General features: G+C 64.1%; 22 protein-coding genes. 6 read left to right on the top strand and 16 right to left on the bottom strand.

Annotated elements, in window-relative coordinates:
- Positions 1-195: 195 nt before the first annotated feature.
- From HWE04_RS01280 to leuS, 12 genes are all read right to left on the bottom strand, one after another.
- Complete coding sequence (locus tag HWE04_RS01280; RefSeq protein ID WP_241811264.1) at positions 196-930, bottom strand: SDR family NAD(P)-dependent oxidoreductase; 735 nt, start codon at positions 928-930, stop codon at positions 196-198.
- An 11-nt stretch (positions 931-941) separates the two neighbouring features.
- On the bottom strand, positions 942-1,469 hold the full coding sequence (locus tag HWE04_RS01285; protein ID WP_182993743.1) for a 2,4'-dihydroxyacetophenone dioxygenase family protein: 528 nt from the start codon (positions 1,467-1,469) through the stop codon (positions 942-944).
- A 317-nt stretch (positions 1,470-1,786) separates the two neighbouring features.
- Positions 1,787-2,686, bottom strand: a complete 900-nt coding sequence (locus HWE04_RS01290) for a LysR family transcriptional regulator (RefSeq protein WP_234295436.1) — start codon at positions 2,684-2,686, stop codon at positions 1,787-1,789.
- Between the two features lie 52 nt (positions 2,687-2,738).
- Positions 2,739-3,569, bottom strand: coding sequence for a dioxygenase family protein (locus HWE04_RS01295; RefSeq protein WP_241811265.1), 831 nt, complete (start codon positions 3,567-3,569; stop codon positions 2,739-2,741).
- A 141-nt stretch (positions 3,570-3,710) separates the two neighbouring features.
- Positions 3,711-4,124, bottom strand: a complete 414-nt coding sequence (locus HWE04_RS01300) for a DoxX family protein (protein WP_102661657.1) — start codon at positions 4,122-4,124, stop codon at positions 3,711-3,713.
- Positions 4,125-4,303: 179 nt separating this feature from the next.
- Positions 4,304-5,560, bottom strand: coding sequence for a THUMP domain-containing class I SAM-dependent RNA methyltransferase (locus HWE04_RS01305; protein ID WP_241811266.1), 1,257 nt, complete (start codon positions 5,558-5,560; stop codon positions 4,304-4,306).
- Between the two features lie 101 nt (positions 5,561-5,661).
- The gene (locus tag HWE04_RS01310; protein WP_241811267.1) at positions 5,662-6,267 is read right to left on the bottom strand and encodes a 2-hydroxychromene-2-carboxylate isomerase; all 606 of its coding nucleotides are present in this window, start codon (positions 6,265-6,267) and stop codon (positions 5,662-5,664) included.
- Positions 6,268-6,322: 55 nt separating this feature from the next.
- Positions 6,323-6,748 (bottom strand): CopD family protein, encoded by a 426-nt coding sequence (locus HWE04_RS01315; protein WP_006461815.1) that lies wholly within the window; start codon positions 6,746-6,748, stop codon positions 6,323-6,325.
- Between the two features lie 39 nt (positions 6,749-6,787).
- Positions 6,788-8,056, bottom strand: a complete 1,269-nt coding sequence (locus HWE04_RS01320) for a glutamate-5-semialdehyde dehydrogenase (protein ID WP_241811268.1) — start codon at positions 8,054-8,056, stop codon at positions 6,788-6,790.
- 79 nt (positions 8,057-8,135) lie between these two features.
- Positions 8,136-9,155, bottom strand: coding sequence for a DNA polymerase III subunit delta (gene holA / locus HWE04_RS01325; protein WP_077237446.1), 1,020 nt, complete (start codon positions 9,153-9,155; stop codon positions 8,136-8,138).
- Between the two features lie 17 nt (positions 9,156-9,172).
- Positions 9,173-9,712 carry an LPS-assembly lipoprotein LptE gene (locus HWE04_RS01330; protein WP_077237445.1) on the bottom strand — a complete coding sequence of 180 codons (540 nt, stop codon included), beginning with the start codon at positions 9,710-9,712 and terminating at the stop codon, positions 9,173-9,175.
- Positions 9,713-9,740: 28 nt separating this feature from the next.
- Positions 9,741-12,398 (bottom strand): leucine--tRNA ligase, encoded by a 2,658-nt coding sequence (gene leuS / locus HWE04_RS01335; protein ID WP_241811269.1) that lies wholly within the window; start codon positions 12,396-12,398, stop codon positions 9,741-9,743.
- Positions 12,399-12,949: 551 nt separating this feature from the next.
- Between leuS and HWE04_RS01340 the strand changes: the two genes are divergently transcribed.
- The 6 genes from HWE04_RS01340 to HWE04_RS01365 are packed head-to-tail and all read left to right on the top strand — an operon-like array spanning position 12,950 to position 18,749.
- Positions 12,950-14,041 carry a LacI family DNA-binding transcriptional regulator gene (locus HWE04_RS01340; protein ID WP_241811270.1) on the top strand — a complete coding sequence of 364 codons (1,092 nt, stop codon included), beginning with the start codon at positions 12,950-12,952 and terminating at the stop codon, positions 14,039-14,041.
- 45 nt (positions 14,042-14,086) lie between these two features.
- Positions 14,087-15,094, top strand: a complete 1,008-nt coding sequence (locus HWE04_RS01345) for an ABC transporter substrate-binding protein (RefSeq protein WP_241811271.1) — start codon at positions 14,087-14,089, stop codon at positions 15,092-15,094.
- Positions 15,095-15,115: 21 nt separating this feature from the next.
- A complete protein-coding gene (locus HWE04_RS01350; RefSeq protein ID WP_241811272.1) occupies positions 15,116-16,009 on the top strand; it encodes an ABC transporter permease in 894 nt (297 codons plus the stop codon).
- An 18-nt stretch (positions 16,010-16,027) separates the two neighbouring features.
- Positions 16,028-16,831, top strand: coding sequence for an ABC transporter permease (locus tag HWE04_RS01355; RefSeq protein WP_006461807.1), 804 nt, complete (start codon positions 16,028-16,030; stop codon positions 16,829-16,831).
- Entirely contained in the window at positions 16,828-17,931 is a 1,104-nt protein-coding gene (locus tag HWE04_RS01360) for an ABC transporter ATP-binding protein (protein WP_006461806.1), read from the top strand. Before HWE04_RS01355 ends, HWE04_RS01360 begins: the two co-directional genes overlap by 4 nt.
- Entirely contained in the window at positions 17,928-18,749 is an 822-nt protein-coding gene (locus HWE04_RS01365) for a phosphodiesterase (protein WP_234295441.1), read from the top strand. The genes HWE04_RS01360 and HWE04_RS01365 overlap by 4 nt, the downstream gene beginning before the upstream one ends.
- Before the next feature lie 100 nt (positions 18,750-18,849).
- Here the strand turns inward: HWE04_RS01365 and HWE04_RS01370 are convergent, their stop codons facing one another.
- The 4 genes from HWE04_RS01370 to dapB form a co-directional block, all read right to left on the bottom strand.
- A complete protein-coding gene (locus HWE04_RS01370) occupies positions 18,850-19,176 on the bottom strand; it encodes a barstar family protein (RefSeq protein ID WP_102661666.1) in 327 nt (108 codons plus the stop codon).
- Positions 19,177-19,188: 12 nt separating this feature from the next.
- Positions 19,189-19,632, bottom strand: coding sequence for an ExbD/TolR family protein (locus tag HWE04_RS01375; protein ID WP_077237439.1), 444 nt, complete (start codon positions 19,630-19,632; stop codon positions 19,189-19,191).
- Positions 19,633-19,648: 16 nt separating this feature from the next.
- Positions 19,649-20,347, bottom strand: a complete 699-nt coding sequence (locus HWE04_RS01380; protein ID WP_006461802.1) for a MotA/TolQ/ExbB proton channel family protein — start codon at positions 20,345-20,347, stop codon at positions 19,649-19,651.
- 160 nt (positions 20,348-20,507) lie between these two features.
- Positions 20,508-21,314 carry a 4-hydroxy-tetrahydrodipicolinate reductase gene (gene dapB, locus HWE04_RS01385; RefSeq protein ID WP_241811273.1) on the bottom strand — a complete coding sequence of 269 codons (807 nt, stop codon included), beginning with the start codon at positions 21,312-21,314 and terminating at the stop codon, positions 20,508-20,510.
- Positions 21,315-21,339: the final 25 nt, after the last annotated feature.

Raw genomic sequence — 21,339 nt, forward strand, 5'->3', positions numbered from 1 at the left:
CCTGCCGGCGCCGTCTGCTGCGGTGCTCTGTGTCTGTGACATGGCGAAAGCGTCATGCGAGGACGCGGTCTTGAGGACGTTGTGGATGCCGTCCCTGCTACTGCTCCGGCACGGCCGGGGTGATGTCTGCATCGCCCCTGGCCGTGATCCTCGCTTGCCCGGATGATTCTGCGGTCCTGCTCCTTCCTGTTTTGCTCAGTAGGTGGCGCGGCCACCGGAGAGGTCGAATATGGCACCGGTATTGAAGCTGCACGAGCCCGAGCACAGCCAGGCGCACAGTTCGGCCACTTCTTCCACGGTGCCGAGACGGTGCATGGGACTCTTGGCGATCATGGTCTGGACGTGGGCCGGCGACATCTGTTCCAGCAGCGCGGTTTTCACCGCCGCCGGGGCGATGGCATTGACCAGGATGCCGGTCTCGGCCAGTTCCTTGCCGAGCGACTTGGTCAGCGCCAGTACGCCGGCCTTGGCGGCGCTGTAGGCTGACGCATTGGGCGTGCCTTCCTTGCCGGCCAGCGAGGCGATGTTGACGATGCGCCCTCGTCCGGCCGCACGCATGGCCGGGACTACGCTGCGGCAGGCGTGGAAGACGCCCAGCAGGTTGACCTGCACGATGCGATGCCATTCGGCCACGTCGTATTCGTCCAGCGGCACGGTGGGGCCGGCATAGCCGGCATTGTTGATGAGGAAGTCGATGCGGCCGGTCTCCACCAGCAACTGATGGACGGCATCCTCGACCGAGCCTGCATCGGTGATGTCCACCTGTTGCTGCCGGTAGGGGGAGCTGGCAGCCTGGTGCAGGTCCCACACCACCACGCGTGCGCCGGCCTCGGCCAGGCGCGCCGCGATGGCCGCGCCGATACCGCCATGGCCGCCGGTGACCACGGCCACGCAGTCAGTGAAATCGTAGTTCGCAGTGTCGTAATGCATGCGCTCCGCCCTCAGCGCACGAAGCGGTCGACGTAGTCGCTGCCCAGCCCGACCGCTTCGTAATGCTTGCGGCACATATCGAGCTTGGTGAAGACATCTTCATAGCCTTCGAACTTGCCCCAGGGGTCGCAGTAGAACATCACGCCGGTGATGTGGAAGTAGGTGATCATTTCTTCCACGTCTTCCGGGACGTAGAGGGTATGGGTCTCGCCGGGTGGTTCGAAGACATAGCTGCCCTGTTCGGCGATCCAGTCATGCTCCAGGTAGCGCCATTTCCCCTTGAGCACCATGCCATGGACGGGCGCGGGATGGCGGTGGCGCGAGAGCACGCCGGACTTGCGCACGCGCAGCAGATTGGTCCAGTAGCCCTGCGAGACATTGAGGCAGAGCGGGCGGAACCAGACGTTGTCGGCCTGCGGGACCCAGACGCGCTCGTCCTCGGGGATGGCCGGGTTGACCACGATTTCCAGCGGGGCTTCCTTGGGGTTGGGGAATTGATAGGGCTGCATCTTCGCGTCAGCGGGCGTGAGAGTGCTCATGAGGTCTCCAGGCGGGATATTTGTCTTTTATTGTCCATAATATGAACAATGCGTCTGCAATATGGTCACTTTGAGTGATCAGAAAGTGAAAGTCAACAGCGTAGTGGCCCGATCCCGTTTCCACAAAAGCGAGTCGCCATCCTTGATATCGATCAAGCGTCAGGCAGGAAAAGGCAGGCCGAGGCACGCAACACGAGCGCAAGGGCCTGGCCTGGAATGATGAAATTTATGCGCCGATGACGTTCAAGCCATTGGGCGGGAGCGCTGCTGCAGGGGATGGGAAGGTGCGGCCGGGTGCCAGCGGGTGCGTGGCGCTTTCAGTGGTCCCAATGGACCTGGGCGAATGCCTCGGCGAGGAAGTCCAGCATTGCCCTGACCTTGGCCGGGAGATGGGCGCGGCTGGGATAGACGGCGTAGATGCCCAGCGAAGGCGTGCCGTAGTCGGCGAGGATGGGAACCAGCTGGCCGCTGCGCAGATACTGGTCGATCATGAAGGTGGGCTGGCGCGTGATGCCCACGCCGCCCAACGCCGCCTGCACGCAGCTGTCACCGTTGTTGGCGTGCATGCGCGAATTTACGCGCACGCTGACTGGCCCTTCCGGGCCACTGAACTGCCATTCATCCTTGCCCTGGTTGTAGCTGTAGCTGATGACCTGGTGCCGCGCCAGGTCGTGCGGATGGGTGGGCGTGCCGTGTTTTTCCAGATAGGCGGGCGAGGCGCATACCGGCAGGCTGGTGCTGGTGAGCTTGCGGTGGATCAGGGTGGAATCGGCCAGCCGGGCGATGCGGATGGCCAGGTCGTAGCCTTCATCGATGATGTCGACGATGCGGTCCGACAAGGTGATGTCCAGCTCCACCTCCGGGTAACGCTCCAGGAACATCGGCCATAGCGGTGCCAGGTGCAGCACGCCGAAGGTGACCGGGGCGTTGATGCGCAGCAGGCCGGCCGGTCGGGCGGCGCCGGCCGAGAGCAGGTCGTCGGCGGCTTCCAGGTCGGCCACGATCTGCTTGCAGCGTTCGAGGTAGAGACCGCCGGCTTCGGTGAGCGAGAGCCGGCGCGTGGTCCGTTGCATGAGGCGGGAGCCCAGGCGGGCTTCCAGTTCCAGTACGGTGCGCGAGACGGCCGCCTTGGAGATGCCTAGCGCATCGGCGGCCTTGACGAAACTGCCCAGCTCGGCCACGGCAATGAAGCATTCGATTTCACGCAGTTTGTTCAACCCGTCTATCCCCCAGATGGCGCCGCGCCGGCGCCGTCAGGGAGACGGGGGCTCAGGCGGCAGCCGGTAGTTGTGCCAGCAGGCTGGAGGCCGTGCCGAAGGCGAAGGCGTCCATGCGCAGGCTATGATACGTCGAACCGCTGTCCAGGTGAACCAGCCGGGTCCAGTCATCGGCCGCGCCCATGGCGAAGAACAGGCTCAGCAGGTGTTCGTCGCTGGGGTGGGTGCGCACCGCGTGCGGGGCCGTGGTCCGGTAACCGAAGAGCGCCTCGAGGTCACCGGCCTGCATGCGGTCCAGGAACCATTGCAGGAATTCCAGCGTATGCGGGGCGTCGCCGGCATCGGCATCGTTGCGACGCAGTTCGCGCAGGTTGTGCGTGAAGCTGCCCGAGCCGACCAGCAGGATGCCTTCGCGGGCCAGCGGTGCCAGCAACTGGCCGACCTGGAAATGATAGGCCGGCGGTTGCTGCGATTGCAGCGACAGCTGGATCACCGGCACATCGGCCTGTGGATAAAGATAGCGCAGCGGTACCCAGGCACCGTGGTCCAGCCCCCAGCCGTCATCGGTATTGGCCGGCAGGCCGCCATCGCGCAGCCGCTGGGCCACATGTTCGGCCAGTGCGGGCGCGCCTGGTGCCGGGTAGTCCAGTGCATAGAGCGCCTGCGGGAAACCGCCGAAATCGTGGATCACGCGCGGCCTGGCCTGGTTGACCACGCGCGGGGTGAAGGTCTCCCAGTGTGGCGACATCATCACGATGCCACGCGGGCGCGGCAGGGTAGCGCCGATGCCGGCCAGCAGCGGACCGGTACGGCCGGGTTCCACGGCCAGCATGGGCGAGCCGTGCGAGACGAACAGCGAGGGCAGGTGGAGGGTATCGGACATGATGGTTTCCTTGAATCGCCTGTGGAAAACTTGATTTCCCGCACGCAAGAACTGAACTAAAAGATCTCGACGATCAAACTGAATCTATATGAATTTTGCCGGGCGCGTGGCCCGGCTGGATGATTTCGGCAAACAGGGCGATCAACTGCGCTCTTCACGCTTGAGGGCAAAGGCGCCGTCGCCCAGCAGGAACACGGCGACCAGGCCGACGATCCACAGCGCCAGGTATTCCCAGCCACCCTTGGGGTTGGTGAAGAAGAATCCTGCCTTGCCGTGGACCAGCACGATGGCGCCCAGCAGGTCGGCCGCCAGGGGCAGTGCCAGCCAACGACCGTAGTAGCCCAGCACCAGCGCAATGCCGCCTACCACTTCCAGCGCCATGACGGGATAGGCGAACCAGCCGGGTACACCCAGCGAGGCAAAGAAGCCCACGGTGCCTGCCGGGGTGAAGACGAAGATTTTCAGTCCGGCGTGGACCAGGAAGAAGATGCCCATGGTGACGCGCAGCAGGAAGGCGGCGTAGTCGGCACGGGTATTGACGGTGACGGTGCTCATGATGATCCCGGGAAGTGTGGAGTGGATGAAGGCAGGCCAGCTATCGTGCTCGCTCTCTGGCGGGCGTGATGGAGATGGGCCATGTCCACACTGTAGGGAAGAATGCGGGCCGGATAAACCGGCCGTGGCGGGATGGATTGTCTTGGCGTGGTTGACAATCCGGTCCCGCCTGTCCTGCTTCAGTCCTCGCTGTCGCGGGAATGCGGCTTGGCCTCTTCGCGGCGGTTGTAGCCGGCCACCATGTCGAAGCGGAACAGGCGGCATTCCAGGGCACCGTTGAAGAACGGGGTCTTGCGCGATTCCTTCAGGCGCATCAGCTTGGGCAGGCCGAGGTCGGCCGAGAACAGGAACACGCTCCAGCCGGCAAAGCGCTGCTTCAGGGTGCTGGAGAAGGCGCTGAAGAATTGCGTGAACAGTTCTTCGGTCGGCAGGGCACGGTCACCACGCACGCCGATCCGTTCGCCGTAGGGCGGGTTGGAGAGGATGATGCCGACCAGCGGCTGGCCATCGGCGTCCAGCGGTGGCTTGATCTCCTGCGCCTCGATCTGCTTGAGCGGTACCTCGAAATGCACGCCGGCACGCAGCAGGTTCTTGCGGGTCAGTTCCACCATGTCGCCAGAGATGTCGCTGCCGAAGAGCGTCGGCGTGGTCGGGATCGGGTTGGGTTTGAAGTCCCCCTTGATGGCGAACCAGGCATCGGCGTCGAAGTTGCTGAACTTCTCGAAGGCGAAGCGGCGACGTGCGCCCGGCGGCACGCCGGCAATCATCTGGGCGGCTTCGGCCAGGATGGTGCCGGAGCCGCACATGGGATCGAACAGCGGCACGCCCGGCTTCCAGCCGGAGGTGCGCAACAGACCTGCCGCCAGGTTCTCGCGCAGCGGGGCGTCACCGGTCTCTTCGCGCCAGCCGCGCTTGAACAGCGCTTCGCCGGAGGTATCCAGGTAGACCGTGAAGTTGTGGGCATCGACGAAGCCGGCGATGCGCATGTCGGGCGTGCGGGTATTGACCGAGGGACGCAGCTTGAACTGGTCGAGGAAGCGGTCGCAGATGGCATCCTTGATCTTGAGCGTGCTGAATTCCAGGCTGCGCAGCGGCGACTTCACGGCGGTGAGGTCCACGCGGATGGTGTGCGAGACCTTGAACCAGTCTTCCCAGGCCTGGGCCAGGGTGAGGTCGTAGATGTCGTTTTCGTTCTTGTAGGAACCGTGACCCATGCGCAGCAGCACGCGGCTGGCGATGCGCGAATGCAGGTTCATCTGGTAGGCCGCCAGCAGCGTGCCGGAGCAGTGCACGCCACCCGGGACCTGGTTGTGCACCTTGAGATTGGCGGCGGGGCCGGCATGGGCGGCGATCTCGTTGAGTTCTTCTGCCAGTGCCGCTTCCAGGCCACGCGGGCAGGGGCAGAAGTAAGAGTATTGGGTGTCTTGGGATTGCATGGGAGTACCTTTTATCCGTTGAAAAACAGGGCTTCAAAAATCAGAACGCCGGGCTGCGCTTCTGTTCATTGCGCAGCCCGGCGTCATTGTACGCTGGCCGCTCAGCCTTTCGCGAAGGCGCGCTCGACGAAATCGAGGCGGTCCTGGCCCCAGTAGCCTTCGCCTTCGTAGACGAACCAGGGGGCGCCGAACACGCTGGCGGCATTGGCTTCATCGGTGAAACGGTCGAACTCGGCCTGAACGCTGGCGGTCTCGGCTGATTTCAGCAGGGCCGCACCATCGTGCTCCTGGGCGTTGGCAATGGCGACCAGGGTATCGGTGTCGGCGATGTTCTTCTGCTCTTCCCAGACGGCGCGCATGATGGCCCCGGTCAGGCGCAGCGACGCGGCGGTGCCGTTCGCGAGCTGGGTGGCAATGATCAGGCGGGCGGCGGTATCGCTGTTGACCGGGAAATAGGCCGGCTGCAGGATCATCGGCTTACCCAGGAATTCGCTCCAGCGTGCCAGTTCCTTGAGGCGATAGGCCTGGCGCTGCGGGGCGCGCTTGGCCAGCGGCAGACCGCCGGAGACGCCGAAGATCTTCGACAGGTCGAAGGGTTTGGGAAGGATCTGCACCTCGTATTTCTCGGCGAGGGCGACGAAACGTTCGTGCCCCAGATAGGCGAACGGAGAATGCGGGGCGAAAAAGTATTCACAGACTTTGCTCATGACCGGCTCCGGAAGGGATGATGGTGTGTGGTGAGAGGTACGTGGCTTGGGGATATCAGAACGGCTTGACGACGACCAGGATCACGATGGCCAGCATCAGCAGCACCGGGACTTCATTGAACCAGCGGAACCAGACGTGGCTGCGGGTATTCTTGCCGTGCTCGAATTTCTTGAGCAGGGAGCCGCAGGCGTGGTGATAGCCGATCACCAGCACCACCAGGAACAGCTTGGCATGCAGCCAGCCGTTGCCCGGGCCTTTCCAGAATTGCCAGGTGATGGCCAGCAGCCATGCGCCCAGCACCAGCGCCACCAGCGCGGTCATGCCGGTGAAGCGGTACAGCCGGCGCGCCATGCCCAGCAGGCGTTCGCGGGAGACCAGGTCGGTCTCCTGCGCCAGGTTCACGAAGATGCGCGGCAGATAGAACAGGCCGGCGAACCAGGAGGCGATGAAGACGATGTGCAGGGCTTTGATCCAGAGCATGACGGTCCTTGGCGTTGGCGTTCGGGTTGACGTGATCGGTTACTGGCGCACCTGGCCCTGGCCCAGCACCACATACTTCAGCGAGGTCAGGCCTTCCAGGCCCACCGGGCCACGCGCGTGCAGCTTGTCGTTGGAGATGCCGATCTCGGCACCCAGGCCGTATTCGAAACCATCGGCAAAGCGGGTCGAGGCGTTGACCATGACCGAGGCCGAATCCACTTCGCGCAGGAAGCGCATGGCGCGGGTGTAGTCCTCGGTGATGATGCTGTCGGTGTGCTGGGAGGAATGGCGGTTGATGTGATCGATGGCCTCATCCATGTCGGCCACCACCTTCACGGCCAGGATCGGGGCCAGGTATTCGGTGTCCCAGTCTTCAGCCGAGGCCGGCTTCAGGAAGGGGTAGTCGGCCAGGATATCGGCCGCCTCAGGGTCGCAGCGCAGTTCCACTTCCTTGACGCGATACAGTTCGGCCAGCGGTGGCAGCACCGCTGCGGCGATGTTGCGCGACACCAGCAGGGTTTCCATGGTGTTGCAGGTGCCGTAGCGATGGCATTTGGCGTTGAAGGCCACGTCCAGCGCCTTGCGGGTGTCGGCCTTGTCGTCGATGTAGACGTGGCAGATGCCGTCCAGGTGCTTGATCATGGGGACCTTGGCTTCCTTGATCAGGCGTTCGATCAGGCCCTTGCCGCCACGCGGCACGATGACGTCCACGTATTCCTGCATGGTGATGAGCACACCGACGGCGGCGCGGTCGGTGGTCTCGACCACCTGCACCGCATCTTCCGGCAGGCCGGCACCGGCCAGGCCTTCTTTCACCAGCCTGGCCAGCGCCTGGTTGCAATGGATGGCTTCGGAACCGCCGCGCAGGATGGTGGCATTGCCGCTCTTGATGCACAGGCCGGCGGCGTCCACGGTGACGTTGGGACGGGCCTCGTAGATGATGCCGATCACGCCCAGGGGCACACGCATCTGGCCGACCTGGATGCCGGTGGGGCGGTATTTCATGTTGCTGATCTCGCCGATCGGGTCGGGCAGGGAGGCGATCTGCTCCAGGCCTTCGGCCATGGTGGCGATGGCCTTGTCGGACAGCGTCAGGCGGTCCAGCATGGCCTCGGCCAGACCATTGGCGCGGGCCGCATCCAGGTCCAGCGCATTGGCGGCGCGCAGGGCGTCCGCATCGCGCCGGATGGCGGCGGCGATCAGCAGCAGCGCCTGGTTCTTGGCGGCGGTATCGGCACGCGCCATGGCACGCGAGGCGGCACGGGCCTGCTGGCCGATGCGGTTCATGTAGAGTTCGATGTTTTCCATTCTGGTTCCTCCGCAGCGCGATGGGCGCGGCCGTGTTGGTATGTCTGTGTTGCGCGATCTAGATGGGCCTGCTGGCGGCTCAGCGCCCGCGGGCCAGTTTCAGTCCCAGTTGCAGCAGGGCGTCCCACGGGTCGCCGGCGAAGGTGCGGGCGCGCAGGCCCTTGACCATGCGGTCCACCAGGGCGGCTTCCTGCAGGGCCTGTTCCAGCGCGGCCAGGCTGATGCGGCGCAGGGCCGGTTCCATCAGTCGTTCGCGCGGACCCCAGATGCGGTATTCCTTGAGCAGTGCGCCTACGGGCTTGCCCTGGGCCATGCCGGACTTGAGCTTGAGGAGCGTGCGGATTTCCTCGGTCACGGCCCACAGGACCAGCGGCAGGGCCTCGCCTTCACCCTTCAGGCCGTCCATCATGCGCGTGAGACGGGCGATGTCGCCGGAGAGCATGGCTTCGTTGAGCTTGAAGACATCGTAGCGGGCCACATTGAGCACGGCGTCCTGCACCTGTTCGAAACCGAGCTTGCCGGGCGGGTAGAGCAGGGCCAGCTTCTGGATTTCCTGGTGCGCGGCCAGCAGGTTGCCTTCCACGCGGTCGGCGATGAAGTCCAGGCAGGGACGGTCAGCGCTCTGCTGCTGGGCAGCCAGGCGGTTGCCGATCCAGCCCGGTAACTGGGCGCGTTCCACCAGCGGGATGTCGATGTACACCGCCGCCTGCTGCAGGGCGCCGACCCAGGCCGCCTTCTGCGTGGCCCAGTCCAGCTTGGGCAGGCTGATGATGGTGAGGTTGTCGGGCGAGAGGTTGGCGGCGTAATCCTGCAGGGCCTGGCCGCCGTCCTTGCCGGGCTTGCCGGTGGGGATGCGCAGTTCGATCAGTTTCTTGTCGCCGAACAGCGATTGCGACTGGTTGGCCGCCAGCAGTTCGCCCCACTTGAAGCTGCGTTCCACCACCAGCACTTCACGCTCGGTATAGCCATTGGCGCGGGCGCTGCGGCGGATCTTGTCGGCCGCTTCCAGCGCCAGCAGGTGCTCGTCGCTGGCGATCACATAGAGTGGCGCCAGCGATTTGCCGAGATGGGCGTCCAGGGAGTCGTGGCGCAGTTGCATGATTGTGCGTGGCCGGATCAGGAATCCGACTGCGCTTTCTCGGTGCTGATGGCCGACTTCGAGGCCGCCAGGCGACGCAGGATCTGCTGCACCAGGTCGGACTGCATGTCGCGGTAGAGCAGTGCTTCCTCGGCCTGCTTGGCCAGTTCCTGGTTCTCGTCATAGGTGATGACGCGACGCAGGGTGATGGCCGTGGGTGGAATCACCACCACACCCTTGGGGTCGGTGACGGAGAAGGTGAAGCGCTGGAACAGCGCATATTCACGCACGCGGCCGTTGGTGTTCAAGGTCAGCACCTGGCGGTCGCGGGAGTCGGCCAACACCTTCAAGTTGGCTTCGGCATCCTTGGCGTCGGCGACCACCTTGGCGCCACTGGCCTCGATGTTGCGCTTGAGTTCCACGCCCACGGCGGAGTTGGGCGCAAAGCCGAGGTAGATGGTCTTGAAGGGCAGGTCGGCCGCGCCGCGCATGTGGAAGCCGCAGGCCGTGAGCATCACGGCAGCGAGGGCCATCAGCAGCCATTGCGAGAAACGCTTGATTTGGACTTGAGCGTGCATGGAGTTCCGTCGGTTGGGTTGGGCCGGATCAGGCGACGATGTTGACCAGCTTGCCGGGCACCACGATCACCTTCTTGGGGGCGCCGGTGAGGAATTTCTTCACATCCTCGTTGGCCAGGGCAGCGGCTTCGATGGCGGCCTTGTCGGCATCCTTGGGAACCGTCACCTCGCCACGCAACTTGCCGTTGACCTGCACCACCAGCTTGAGCTCGCTCTGTTCCAGGGCGGCTGCGTCCACCTGCGGCCAGTCGGCGTCGAGGATGTCGCCCTGGGCGGCGGCGTAGCCCAGTTGTTGCCACAGCACGTGGGTGATGTGCGGCGCCACCGGATTGAGCACGCGCAGGAAGATCGAGAAGCACTCCGCCAGGACCGCGTCGCCGGCCGCGCCGGCAGCCGGCTTGGCGGCTTCCAGCGTGTTGAGCATCTTCATGCAGGCCGAGACCACGGTGTTGTACTGGATGCGTTTGAAGTCGTTGTCGGCCTGTTGCAGCACCTTGTGGACTTCACGGCGCAGGGTCTTCAGGCCATCATCCAGTTGGGTCGCGTCGATGGCAGCGACGGTGCCGGCTGCGGTGATGCGCGCGGCATTGTTGTAGCCGAAGGCCCACACCCGGCGCAGGAAGCGGTTGGCGCCTTCCACGCCGGCACCCGACCATTCCAGGGTCTGTTCCGGGGGCGAGGCGAACATGGTGAACAGACGGGCCGTATCGGCGCCGTACTGGTCGATCTGGGCTTGCGGGTCGATGCCGTTGTTCTTGGACTTGGACATCTTCTCGGTACCGCCGATCTCCACCGGCTGGCCGTCGGTCTTGAGGATCGCCGAGACCGGGCGGCCCTTGTCATCGAAGGTCAGTTCCACATCGGCCGGGTTGATCCAGATCTTCTTGCCCGAGGCTTCTTCGCGATAGTAGGTCTCGTTCAGGACCATGCCCTGCGTCAACAGGTTGGTGAAGGGCTCGTCGAACTTGACCAGGCCGAAGTCGCGCATGACCTTGGTCCAGAAGCGCGCGTACAGCAGGTGCAGCACGGCGTGTTCGATGCCGCCGATGTACTGGTCCATGGGCATCCAGTAATCGTTGCGGGAGTCGACCATGGCGTCGTTGCTGCCCGGCGAGGTATAGCGCATGTAGTACCAGGACGAGTCCACGAAGGTGTCCATGGTGTCGGTTTCGCGACGGGCCGGCTTGCCGCACTTGGGGCAGTCGACCTTGAGGAATTGCTCATGCTTGTTCAGGGGATTGCCGCTGCCGTCCGGCACGCAGTCTTCCGGCAGCACCACCGGCAGGTCCTTTTCAGGCACCGGCACGTCGCCGCAATCCGGGCAGTGGATGATGGGGATGGGCGTACCCCAGTAGCGCTGGCGCGAGATGCCCCAGTCGCGCAGGCGGAAGGTGACCTTCTTTTCGCCCAGGCCCTGCGCAGCCAGGTCGGCTGCTACCGCATCGACGGCCGCCTGGTAGCCCAGGCCATCGTACTTGCCGGAGGCGATGGTCTTGCCGGCTTCCTTGTCGCCGTACCATTCTTCCCAGGCGTCGGTGGAGTAGGTCTTGCCTTCCACGCCGATGACCTGCTTGATCGGCAGGTCGTACTTGCGGGCGAAGGCGAAGTCGCGCTCGTCGTGCGCCGGCACGCCCATCACGGCGCCATCGCCGTAGGTGATGAGCACGTAGTTGCCGACCCAGACCTCGACCTTGTCGCCGGTCAGCGGGTGGGTGACGTACAGGCCGGTGGGCATGCCCTTCTTTTCCATCGTCGCCATGTCGGCTTCGATGACGCTGCCTTGCTTGCATTCGGCGATGAAGGTCTGCAGGGCCGGGTTGTTCTCGGCGGCCAGGGTGGCCAGCGGGTGTTCCGGGGCCACTGCGCAGAAGGTCACGCCCATGATGGTGTCGGCGCGGGTGGTGAAGACGAACAGCTTGCCGTCGTTGATCAGCTGGCCGCTGGCGTCCTTGATCTCATGCGGGAAGGCGAAGCGCACGCCGGTGGACTTGCCGATCCAGTTGGCCTGCATCAGGCGCACGCGCTCGGGCCAGCCGGGCAGCTTGGTCTCGACGTGTTCCAGCAGCTCGTCGGCGTAGTCGGTGATGCGGGCGTAGTACATCGGGATTTCGCGCTTTTCGATCACCGCACCCGAGCGCCAGCCGCGGCCGTCGATGACCTGCTCGTTGGCCAGCACGGTCTGGTCGATCGGGTCCCAGTTCACGGTGCCGGTCTTCTTGTAGATGATGCCCTTCTCCAGCATCTTCAGGAACATCCACTGGTTCCACTTGTAATACTCGGGACGGCAGGCGGTCATCTCGCGCGACCAGTCGATGGCCAGGCCCATGGACTGCATCTGCGACTTCATGTAGTCGATATTGGAATAGGTCCACTGCGCCGGTGGCACGCCATTGGCCATGGCGGCGTTCTCGGCGGGCATGCCGAAGGCGTCCCATCCCATTGGCATCAGGACGTTGTAGCCGTTCATGCGCAGGTAGCGATACATCACATCGTTGATGGTGTAGTTGCGCACGTGGCCCATGTGCAGCTTGCCGGAGGGGTAGGGCAGCATCGAGCAGGCGTAGAACTTCTTCTTGTCGCGGCCTTGCTTGTCACGGGCGTTTTCGACGGTCTTGTAGGCGTCGATGGCGTTCCAGTGCTGCTGCGCGGATTGTTCGACTTCGGCTGGGCTGTATTTATCTTGCATGACGGGCTGATACGGATGGGATTCGGTTGGGAAGGGAATGCGATTCGAAACCCTGCATTATACCGGCTCGCCACCCCGTCGACGCAGTCTGCGCCGGTCAGGCCCGGGGCAGGCCTGGATGAGGGTTTTCCGACGGGAAACAAAAAAAGCCCGCCCCCCTGGAAAAAGCCGGGGGCGGGCAAAGATCCCTGTGCCAGAGCAGGGCGGCATCAGGGACCGCAGCTACGTGCATCCGGCCGGTCAGGGGGGACGGATCGGCTGGATTCGCGCGGCTGTAGGCGGTGTTGTTGATCGAGCAGACGTATGAAACCATCTTCACGTCGGGCGATGTCGATTCTCGAATTTGTTCTCATCAAATATCGAAAAATTGCGAAAAAGCTATTTTTTTACGATAGAACCGATGAATTTGGCGCCCCCGGGTTGGGCCCCCCTCCGGGCGTCCCGGCGCCCCGGCCGCCTGCGGCATACCGCATGCCTGTCGCGCATGGTCATGAGGTCGTAACAATCGGGCGGCATCATGAAATCGTTTTCATTCGCCCCCTGGTGCCGCCGTGCGTCCTTCCATCAAACAAGTTGCCCATCTGGCCGGTGTGTCCATCGCCACGGTGTCCCGCCTGCTCAACAAGCCTGGTTCGGTGAGCGCGGAAACGGCCGAGAAGATCCATCGCAGCATCGCCGAACTGGGTTTTCGGCCCAATTTCACCGGTCGCAATCTGCGGGCCGGCAATTCGCGCACCGTGGGGGTGGTGGTGCCGACGCTGTCCAATACCGTCTTCGCCCAGTGCCTGCAGGGCATCGAACTGGCGGCGCGCGCGCTGGATTACTCGGTCATGTTCACCACCACCGAATACCTGCCGGAGGAAGAATCTGCGGCCGTCGAGCTCTTGCTGGGGCATCGGGTGGACGGGGTGATCCTGACGGTGGCCGATGCCGGCTCCAATGCCACGCTGGACCTGCTGGAGCGTGAACGCATCCCTTTCGTCTTGACCTACAACCAGCTGGCCACGTCCGGCCCGACCACCCATCGCGCTTCGGTCTCGGTGGACAACCGCGCCGCCGCCTGTGACGCGGTGGCCCACCTGATCAGGCTGGGCCATAGGCGTATCCAGATGCTGTCGGGGCGCTTCAATGCGTCCGACCGTGCCATGCAGCGCTATTACGGCTATCTCGATGCAATGAAGGCGGCCGGCCTGGCGCCGCTGCCGGCCATCGAGGTGGAGCGCCATACCCTCACCGCCGCCACCGACTACCAGCAGATGATGGCCGACCCGCTGCAGCGCCCGACCGCGCTGTTCTGTTCCAACGACCTGCTGGCCCTGAGTGCCATGCGCGACCTGCGCGCACTGGGTCTGCAGGTGCCGGGCGATATCTCGGTGATGGGCTTCGACGGCATTCCGGTCGGCGCCCTGATGGCTCCGGTGCTGGCCAGCGTGGTGCAGCCTTCCGAGCGCATCGGTGATGTCGCCCTGCGCACGCTGGTGGAAGCCATCGAGCGTGCCGTGCCGGCGGCTGCCAAGGGCCCGTCATTGCAGTCCCCGCAGTCCCCGCAGTCTGCCCAGCCGGCGCTGCGTCACATCCTGCCGCATGTACTGCGCGAGGGCGGGTCGGTGGCACCGCCGCCGGCTGCACATTCGCTGTCCTGAATTTTGTCGTGCTTTCGTTGTTCAACCTCTAGGAAAGGATCTGACATGTTCCTGAAACGTGTTATTCAAACCGCTGCCGGCGCACTGCTGCTTTCGGCTTCCGTCGCTGCTTCTGCCCAGACCGCGATCTGCTACAACTGTCCGCCGGAGTGGGCCGACTGGGCAGCCCAGATCAAGGCGATCAAGGACAAGACCGGCATCACCGTCCCGCCCGATAACAAGAACAGTGGCCAGGCCCTGGCCCAGCTGACGGCCGAAAAGGCCAGTCCGGTGGCCGACTTCACCTACCTGGGTGTGTCCTTCGGCATCGAAGCCAGGAACAAGGATCTGGTGGCCCCCTACAAGCCGGCCAACTGGAACGACATTCCCAATGGCCTGAAGGACCCGGACGGTTACTGGTTCACCATCCACTCCGGCACCATGGGCATCATGGTCAACGTCGATGCACTCAAGGGCAAGCCGGTCCCCAAGTCCTGGGCTGACCTGCAGAAGCTGGAATACAAGGGCCTGATCGGCTACCTGGACCCGGCCTCGGCCTTCGTCGGCTACGTCGGCGCGGTGGCGATCAACCAGGCCCTGGGTGGCACGCTGGACGACTTTTCGCCCGCCATCGGTTACTTCAAGAACCTGCAGAAGAACCAGCCCATCGTCCCCAAGCAGACCTCCTATGCGCGCCTGATCTCGGGTGAGATTCCCATCCTGCTGGGCTATGACTTCGACGCCTATCGCGCCAAGTACAAGGACCACGCCAACGTCGCCTTCGTGATCCCCACCGAAGGCACCGTGACCGTGCCCTACGTGGTGTCGCTGGTGAAGAATGCGCCGCACCAGGCCGAAGCCAAGAAGGTGCTGGACTTCCTGCTGTCAGACCAGGGCCAGGCCATCTGGGCCAACGCCTATCTGCGTCCGGTGCGTGCTGCGGCCATGTCCAAGGAAGCCGAATCGCGCTTCCTGCCGGCCTCGGAATACGCCCGCGCCAAGTCGGTCGACTACGGCAAGATGGCCGAGGCGCAGCGCAAGTTCGGCGAGCGTTACCTGGCTGAAGTGCGATAAATGCGGAACGCAGGAGCAAGCATGAAAAACGCCATCCCCGCTACGCCAGATGCACCGGGCGTGCTCAAGCCCGAGCGCAAACCGGGCGCCGGTGTGCGTAGCGCCGGCAACGGCGTGTGGCTGTGGTTTGCCGCGCCGGGCCTGACCCTGTTCTGCGCCTTCTGGCTGTTGCCGATGGCGCGCCTGGTCGCAGTCGGCGCATCCGGTCCGGACGGTGCCATGGCCTATCTGTCGGTGCTGACCAATCGCCATTATTTCGCCAGCCTCTTGTCCACGCTGGCGCTGTCGGCGGTGGTGACCCTGGCCACGCTGGCGATCTCGGTGATGGTGGGCTTGTTCCTGCAACGCAACCGCTTTGCCGGCCAGTCGGTATTGCTGGCCATGCTGACCTTCCCGCTGGCGTTTCCCGGCGTGGTGGTCGGCTTCATGGTGATCATGCTGGCCGGGCGCCAAGGCCTGATCGGCAGCTTCACCAACTGGCTGTTCGGGGAATCGCTGGTGTTTGCGTATTCGCTGGCGGGGCTGTTCCTGGGCTACCTGTACTTCTCCATTCCGCGGGTGATCCTGACGGTGGTGGCGGCGGCCGAGAAGCTCGATCCCTCGCTGGAAGAGGCGGCCCGTTCGCTGGGCGCAAGACCCTGGCAGGTGTTGCTGCATGTGGTGCTGCCGGCGTTGCTGCCGGCCCTGATCTCGTCGGGGGCGATCTGCTTTGCCACCAGCGTCGGTGCCTTCGGTACGGCCTTCACCCTGGCCGCCAATATCGATGTGCTGCCCATGACCATCTACAACGAATTTACCGGCTACGCCAACTTCGCCACGGCGGCCTCGCTGTCCATCGTGCTGGGCCTGATCACCTGGGCCATGCTGGCCCTGGCGCGCTCGTTCACCGGCAGCGGCGTGGCGGCAGCGGCGTAAGGCGCGCAAGGAACGATGATGCAGAAACGATTGCGTTTTTACGTACAACTGGCCTTTACGCTGCTGGTGTGCGCTTTTCTGGTGGTGCCGGTGGTGCTGTCGATGCTGGCCGGCGTCACCGAGAATTTCTTCGTGGGCTTGTCCAGCGGACTCACGCTGCGCTGGGTGGCCCAGGTGTGGGAGATGTACCAGCCCACCATCTGGCGCTCGCTATTCATCGCGCTGGCCTGCCTGGCGGTGACGCTGGTGGCCGGGGTACCGCTGGCCTATATGCTGGCGCGCTATCGCGGTGGGCATAGCCGTCTGGCACGGGTGATCGAGGAATTGCTGATGATGCCGGTGGCGGTGCCGGGCCTGGCCACTGCGCTGGCGCTGATCATGGCCTATGGGCAGTATCGCCAGTTCCGCGCCAGCATTCTCTTCATCCTGGTGGGGCATGTGCTCTTCACGCTGCCCTTCATGGTGCGCCCGGTGCTGGCGGTGATGCAGTCCTCGCAACTGGCGCAGCTGGAAGAAGCCGCTGCCAGCCTGGGCGCGGGGCGCCTGCGTCGCTTCTTCGGCATCGTGATTCCCAATGCGGCCTCCGGCATCCTGGCCGGCGCGCTGATGGTGGTGACCCTGTCGATCGGCGAATTCAATATCACCTGGATGTTGCACACGCCGCTGACCCAGACCCTGCCGGTGGGCCTGGCCGATGCCTATGCATCGATGCGGCTGGAGGTGGGATCGGCCTATACGCTGATCTTCTTTTTCATGATCATTCCGCTCCTGATCGGCATGCAGTGGGCGACCCAGGCAACACGCAAGAAAGTCAGTCTATGAAGTCCAAGAAAGAAGCCGTTTCCATTCGCCTACACCAGTGTGCCAAGTCCTTCGCCAACGGCACACGGGCACTGCAGCCGCTGGACCTGGAAATCCATCCCGGTGAAACCCTGGTGTTGCTGGGCCCATCGGGCTGCGGCAAGACCACCACGCTGCGCATGATTGCCGGTCTGGAATTTCCCGACGAGGGCGGTCGTGTGCTCTTCGGCGAGGATGACGTGACCGCGCTGCCGATCGAAAAGCGCGGCGTGGGGATGGTATTCCAGAACTATGCGCTGTTCCCCAACATGAGCGTGGGCGAGAACATCGCCTACGGCATGAAGATCCGCAAGATTCCGGCCGGCGAGCGCGCCGAGCGCGTGGAAAAGCTGCTGGAGATGGTGCATCTGCAGGGGCTGTCGCATCGTCGCGTGGACCAGCTTTCCGGTGGCCAGAAGCAGCGTGTGGCGCTGGCCCGGGCGCTGGCGATGGAGCCCCGCGTGCTGCTGCTGGATGAACCGCTGACAGCGCTCGACGCCAAGTTGCGCGAAGCGGTGCGCAGTGACCTGAACAAGCTCTTGCGCAGCCTCGGCATCACCGCCATCTACGTCACCCACGACCAGGGTGAGGCGATGGCGCTGGGCGACCGCATCGTGGTGATGGAGCGCGGCAAGATATCGCAGATCGGCACGCCCCAGGAGATCTACTATCATCCTGCCAATGACTTCGTGGCCGATTTCATCGGTGCGATGAATCGCGTGCAGGGTATCGTTTCCGGAGATAGGTTGTTGCTGCCCAATGGCAGCCTGCCGCTGCCCGATGCCGGCAATCCGATGAATGCGACGCAACAGGGCCAGCCGGCATGGGCCATGTTCCGTCCCGAGGATGTGCAGGTGGTCGATATCACCGAAGCCGATGCGCAATGCCTGCGTGGCAAGCTGATCAATACCTTTTTCCTGGGCGACCGCACCCGCTTTGAAATCGAGATCGGGGCGGAGCGCCCGGTCATCGCCGAGACCAGCCGCCGTGGCTGGTGGGAAGCCGGCCAGCAGATCGCGCTGCGGGTGCCGGCCGAGGCCCTGGTGAAGATGGCGCCCGCTGCCGTGAAGGAGAACGCATGATACTGGGACAGATTTCCGACCTGCACATCAAGACCGATGGCAAGAAGTCGTACCGGGTGGTGGATACCGCCGAAAGCCTGCGCCGTTGCGTGGCGCAGGTCAACGGCCTGAAGCAGCGCCCGGATGTGCTGGTTATCACAGGCGACCTGGTGGACTTCGGCAAGCCGTCCGAATATGCCTGCCTGCGCGAGCTGCTGGCACCGCTGACGATGCCCTACTACCTGCTGCCGGGCAACCACGACGAGCGCAATGCGCTGCGCGCGGCCTTTCCCGAGCATGCCTACCTGCAGCAGGGCGGTGAACGCATCGAGTATGTGGTCGAGGATTATCCAGTGCGCATCGTGGCGCTCGATACGGTGATCCCGCGCGCCAGCGGTGGCGAGTTGTCGGCGCAGAGCATGCAGTGGCTCGATGAGGTGCTGGCGCAGCAGCCGGAGCGGCCCACCGTGATCGCCATGCACCACCCGCCGTTTACGACCGGCATCGGACACATGGATGACATGGGGCTGGTCAATCCGCAGGTGCTGGAAGCAGTGGTGAAGAAGCACCCGCAGGTGGAGCGCATCCTGTGCGGTCACCTGCATCGCTCCATCCAGCGGCGTTTTGCCGGCACGGTGGCCACGACCTGTCCGGGGGTGTCACATCAGGTGCAACTGGACCTGGATCCGCAGGCGCCATCCTGTTTCGTGATGGAGCCGCCGGGCTACCAGTTGCATTGGTGGGATGCGCAGGCGCGCAGCCTGGTGAGCCATACGGCATTCATCGGCGAGTTCGATGGTCCGTATCCGTTCTATGACGGCGATGAACTGATCGATTGAAGGTGATTGAAGGTGATTGAAGGGGGCGGATGGATTGATCTGCAATAGAGATCAATTCATCCGGCCGCAGCGATACGAAAGATAAGTCAACTGCGCCGATCTACTTCCAGATCAGTTCGATCACCGGCGCTTCACCGTAATCCTCGCAGCGGTCATTGATGGCTGTGCAGCAGAATTCCACATCCTCGACCAGGTCCGGCAGGCGCTGATGCAACTCGGCGCTGTGGCTGATCTCGATGACCAGCACTTCCTTGGGCTTGAGCTTGAACTTGCACATGCCTTCGTCATCGCGCAGGTAGGACAGGCAATCCACCCATGCATCCATGTTGCGGCCATAGAAATCGGGAAAGCCGAAGGCTTGCGCGCTCTCGGTGTGGAAGCTCTCCCAGTCGGTGATGCGGTCGCCCGCCAGTGTTACGGTGGCCATGTGCTATCTCTTTCAGTTGGCTTTGGCTTGCGTCTTGCTGCCGGCCTTGGGGTCGGTGACGAAGCCCAGCTTGGTCAGGCCGGCAGACTGCGCGGCCGACATCACCTCGGCGATGGTCTGGTAGCGGGTCGACTTGTCGGCGCGCAGCTGCAGCTCGGGCTGTGGCTTCTTGCCGGCGGCATCGGCCAGGCGACTGTCCATTTCCTCTTCGCTGACCGGCTGGTCGTTCCAGTACAGCTTGCCGGCGGCGTCGATGCCGAGGGTGATGGTCTCCGGTTTTTCCGGGGCCGGCGCCGATTGTGCGGTGGGCAGGTCCAGCTTGAGGGCGTGGGTGAACATGGGCGCGGTGATGATGAAGATCACCAGCAGTACCAGCATCACGTCCACCATCGGGGTGACGTTGATGTCGGCCATCGGGGCCGAGTTCTGATTGTCGTTGAATCCGCCGAAACTCATGATGGGCTCCCGGGTGTCATGGCTTGCGCATGCCGCCGACGCGTTCGCCGGTGGTGAGATAGGCGTGCAGGTCGTGGGCGAAGCCGTCGAGTTCGGCCAGCACCACGCGGTTGATGCGGGTGAAGGCGTTGTAGGCCAGCACCGCCGGAATCGCCACCAGCAGGCCCAGCGCAGTCATGATCAGGGCCTCGCCGACGGGGCCGGCGACCTTGTCGATCTGTACCGTACCGCTGGCCGAGACCGCCACCAGCGCGTGATAGATGCCCCAGACGGTGCCGAACAGGCCGACGAAGGGCGCGGTGGAGCCGACCGAAGCCAGCAGGGTCAGGCCGCGTTCCAGCCGGGCCGAGACGCGGTTGATTTCGCGTCGCAGGGTGCGGGTGATCAGTTCGCCGGGGTCGGTGGCGGCATTCAGCGAGGGCGTGCCTTGCTGGCGGGTACCGATGTCGGCGGCTTCGGCGGCGCGCTCGGCCATGGGGCTGTAGATCTGCTCGCTGTCGAGGCGCTGCATGGCACCGGTGGCGTCGGCCAGGGTGGGAGCCTGCCAGAACTGTTCCAGCGCGTTGCTGCCACGGCGGATGCGCCAGGCGGCCCAGGCCTTGGAGAGGATGTAGTACCAGCTGGCGATCGACATGATCAGCAGCAGATAGGCGACGGAGTGGGAAACGGCATCGCCTTGCGCCCAGTAGTGGGCAAATCCAACGTTCGGTTCCATATTGCGTTCTTTCGGGAAAGCGCCGCGCCAGCGCGGCAATGGGTCAATCGGAAGCAATCAAGGGGGGCTGTCGCTTGGAGCGGCCTGCCCCAAAAAAATTCGCTGCCGGACCTGGTGGGGCGCGGCAGCGTCGGGCATTTCCTGTGGTTCCGGGCCAGGCTTACTTGAAGCCCAGCACGTCCTGCATGTCGTACAGACCGCTCTGCTTGCCGGCCAGGAAGCGCGCGGCACGCAGGCTGCCCATGGCGTATGAGACGCGGCTGGACGACTTGTGCGAAATCTCGATACGTTCGCCGATGCCGGCGAACAGCACGGTGTGGTCGCCGATGATGTCGCCGCCGCGCACGGTGGCAAAACCGATGGAGGACGGATCGCGCTCGCCGGTGACGCCTTCGCGGGCATAGACGGCGACGTCGTCGAGATTCTTGCCCAGCGCGTCGGCGATGACTTCACCCATCTTCAGGGCGGTGCCGGAGGGGGCGTCGACCTTGTGGCGATGGTGTGCTTCGATGATCTCGATGTCGTAGCCGTGCGAGAAGTTCTTGGCGGCCAGTTCCAGCAGCTTGAGGGTCACGTTGACGCCCACGCTCATGTTGGGAGCGGCCATGACGGCGGTCTTGCTGGCGAATTCGGCGATGGCGGCCTTGCCCTCGGCGTCGAAGCCGGTGGTGCCGATGACGACCTTCACGCCATGCGCAGCGCAGAACTCCAGGTGCTTCAGCGTGCCTTCAGGACGGGTGAAATCGATCAGCACGTCGGCACCGGCCAGGCCACGGGCCAGGTCGGATTCGATGAGCACGCCGGTGGTCTTGCCCAGGAACAGGCCGGCATCAGTGCCGATGGCCGGTGCGCTGGGGGTGTCAAGGGCGCCGGAGAGCTTGAGGTCGTCGGCGTTGAGGATGGCTTCGATCAGCATGCGGCCCATGCGCCCGGAGGCGCCGGCGACTGCGATATTCAATACTGTCATGGGAAACTCGGAATGACGGATGACG

This window comes from Herbaspirillum sp. C7C2 (genome assembly GCF_022627865.1).
In the GTDB taxonomy this organism is placed as follows: domain Bacteria; phylum Pseudomonadota; class Gammaproteobacteria; order Burkholderiales; family Burkholderiaceae_D; genus Herbaspirillum; species Herbaspirillum frisingense.